Source organism: Marinibactrum halimedae (assembly GCF_021234875.1).
In the GTDB taxonomy this organism is placed as follows: Bacteria; Pseudomonadota; Gammaproteobacteria; order Pseudomonadales; family Cellvibrionaceae; genus Marinibactrum; species Marinibactrum halimedae.
On record NZ_JAJQVM010000079.1, the window covers coordinates 1 to 2,643 of the forward strand.

Sequence of the window (2,643 nt, forward strand, 5' to 3'; positions counted from 1 at the left end):
CCAAAGCAATGGAACAGGTTGGTTTTAGGGCTGATCACACAAGAGGCGGTGTTTTCCTCATGGAAAGGGCAGCTCACCACGTAGTCTTTGCCTTGTTGGGTGAGTTTATACCCTTGGCTTTCCACCAACCGCAGCAACGACACCTCGTTTTTTATTCGGTGAACTACCTCGTCTGGTAAGCGTGCCATACTTTGTACCCCTAAAAACCTGTCAATACCCATTTAAGGTTTTATTTATACACCATTATTGGTATATTTTACAACCTCACTTGGTTACCTGGAGATATCATCATGGGTCACTTCAATAACCTTTGGACGTACAGCATGAGTATTCAAGAACGACTCATTGCCTTACGCCGTGAACGTGATTTGACCCAACAGGAAATGGCCGATGCTATCGGTGTTCATGTCAATCAAGTACGGCGTTATGAAGCAGGTACTACCCAACCTTCGTTGGATGTCTTAAAAAAAATTGCCGTATCCATGAGCGTAACCATTGATTCTCTTGCCTTTGACGAAGAAGAACGCGGCCCCGATGAGCAACTAAGGTTACAATTTGAGGCCATTAGCCATTTGGCGCCAGATGAGAAACTGATTGTCAAAGAACTACTCGATGGGATGATTATCAAGTACCAGAGCCGCCGGTGGGATACCGCTCGACAAACAACGGTGAAGGACTAAAAAGTGCAATATAATTTTGAATGGGATCCCGTAAAGGCAAACACCAATGCCATAAAACATGGCGTGACCTTTGAACAAGCTACAGCAGTGTTCAATGACCCTATGGCACTGACTATTTTTGATGAAGACAGCTCCAACAATGACGAAGACCGCTGGGTAACGTTAGGCCAAGTCAACGGTCAACACTATTTGGTGGTGGTTCACACGTATCGTGACCAACAAGACAACACGGTGACCATCCGGCTAATATCTGCCAGATCCGCCACCAAGCATGAGATTAAACAATACGAAGGGTAAACCAATGCGTGACGAATACGATTTTACCAAAGGGCAGCGTGGAAAGTTTTTTAAACCCAACACAACCATGAACTTACCAGTCTATCTCGACCATGATGTATTGGTTTATTTTACAGACAAGGCGAAGAGTAAAGGTGTTGAATTAAATAAAATGATCAACGATCTGTTGAAAAAGGATATTGCGTTAATTGAAGGGGTTAAATAAAAAAGCGGCTAAGGTGGAGGCCTTGCCGCTTTTTCGGGTTGTAGGAGCAAATGCGCCACTATTATCAAGTTTTTTTACTGAAGACTTGCAACATTAAAAAAACAAAAAATGAAAATAATGAGCAAGAGATAAAAATAAGCGAATAAAGCTTCGCTGTATCTCTACTTTCATCATAACCAATCAAAATAGCCTCATCTCTTTTCAACTGCCACACATCAAAACTGTTTCCTTTCATTGAATAGCGAGGGTCATACAAAACTTCTACAATATAAGCGTCACTTAACAAGCTTATTTCCTTATTTATTACCTTGCTAGAGTTTGGAATATTGAACACTTTAGTTTCACCATCCTCAGAGACTAGATACATTGTGAAGCCAGCTGCTTTTTTCTTGTTAACACTTTTTACCTCTCCTTCAAATGACACCAACTCATTTAATGAAGGTTCAGGAGTCAACTGGTAACCTAGAAAAAAAATAAAAGCCAATACCAGTGCTATTTTATGCTCTGTTTTAATTATTAATATTTTCACGTATCTCCTCAGAAGAGGACCCATTATTCATAGACCCAGTAATAGCCCCATCAACTAAGGCAGCAGAAGACGCGAGAACGCCCTCAGCCGCTTTTCCAACTTGGGAAACTCCGGCGACAGCCTCATAAGTACTCGCAGATAATGAAGTAGAAATACCCATTTCGGAGGAAGCAGCAACTGCCATTGGCGCTGCAGCGAATGCTGCAATAGCTCCAGCCGTAGCCACTTGTTGACCATCGAAATCTCGCACTTCTTTTCCCTGTGCTGCGTCCATTGCCATATTTGCCCCCTGCCCCAGGGCATTACCTGCCGCGCCTGAAACTCCAGCAACTGCTACAGTTGAAACGCCAGCGGCCGTACTAGCTCCTATACCAGCGGCAGACATCTGAGCACCTAATTTTGCAACAGCACCTACACCACCAGTGACTGCGCCAACAGCAGCTCCAGCAACACCAGCAACAACCACATTCATCCCTCTCTGACCAGATATATATGATGCTCCAGCAGACGCAAAACCACCTATAACAGCACCAAACACACCAAACTCGCCAGTAGGATCAACCATCGTCACAGGATCATTATGCACATAAGCATAAAGATTCATCTGATCTTCATACCCAATCGGGTCTACTTGCAGGAAACATCCCCCTACATGCAGATCATACCCGCAATCCCTTTTTTCCTAGTGCTTTCAGACACTTAACTGCATTTTTCGCCGGCATTAGCGCAGTCTAAACAAAAAATTTTCCCGAGGCACTTTTTTCTATAAATTAGGGGCGCGCTAGCGCCCCTTGGGCCTTACCAAGGCCTTACCAAGGCACCACTAAGTCATCGTATTCACTCCGTATTTTTCTCACGATTTCCTGAAGATCATCGATGCGATCCCACGCTTCAACCACGCTGTAACCATCCGGGATAAAGTCCATTCGATC

General features: G+C 44.0%; 6 protein-coding genes. 3 read left to right on the top strand and 3 right to left on the bottom strand.

Annotated elements, in window-relative coordinates; all coding sequences use genetic code 11:
- The coding region (locus LU351_RS20195) for a CHC2 zinc finger domain-containing protein (protein ID WP_232595891.1) at positions 1 to 188 on the bottom strand (188 nt) is incomplete at its 3' end.
- Positions 189 to 290: 102 nt separating this feature from the next.
- Between LU351_RS20195 and LU351_RS20200 the strand changes: the two genes are divergently transcribed.
- From LU351_RS20200 to LU351_RS20210, 3 genes are read left to right on the top strand one after another with little or no spacing between them, the layout of a single operon-like run.
- Positions 291 to 680, top strand: coding sequence for a helix-turn-helix domain-containing protein (locus LU351_RS20200; protein WP_232595892.1), 390 nt, complete (start codon positions 291 to 293; stop codon positions 678 to 680).
- A 3-nt stretch (positions 681 to 683) separates the two neighbouring features.
- Positions 684 to 977: a BrnT family toxin gene (locus tag LU351_RS20205; protein WP_232595893.1), complete on the top strand. Its 294-nt coding sequence runs from the start codon at positions 684 to 686 to the stop codon at positions 975 to 977.
- A 4-nt stretch (positions 978 to 981) separates the two neighbouring features.
- Positions 982 to 1,182, top strand: coding sequence for a hypothetical protein (locus tag LU351_RS20210; RefSeq protein ID WP_232595894.1), 201 nt, complete (start codon positions 982 to 984; stop codon positions 1,180 to 1,182).
- A gap of 64 nt (positions 1,183 to 1,246) precedes the next feature.
- Here the strand turns inward: LU351_RS20210 and LU351_RS20215 are convergent, their stop codons facing one another.
- Together LU351_RS20215 and LU351_RS20220 are read right to left on the bottom strand one after the other, a co-directional pair.
- Positions 1,247 to 1,711, bottom strand: a complete 465-nt coding sequence (locus LU351_RS20215) for a hypothetical protein (protein WP_232595895.1) — start codon at positions 1,709 to 1,711, stop codon at positions 1,247 to 1,249.
- Entirely contained in the window at positions 1,692 to 2,369 is a 678-nt protein-coding gene (locus LU351_RS20220; RefSeq protein ID WP_332840169.1) for an RHS repeat-associated core domain-containing protein, read from the bottom strand. Before LU351_RS20220 ends, LU351_RS20215 begins: the two co-directional genes overlap by 20 nt.
- Between the last annotated feature and the right edge of the window lie 274 nt (positions 2,370 to 2,643).

Coding starts and splice junctions, on each gene's coding strand:
- LU351_RS20200 (WP_232595892.1), top strand. CDS start 291: ATGGGTCACTTCAATAACCTTTGGACGTACAGCATGAGTATTCAAGAA.
- LU351_RS20210 (WP_232595894.1), top strand. CDS start 982: ATGCGTGACGAATACGATTTTACCAAAGGGCAGCGTGGAAAGTTTTTT.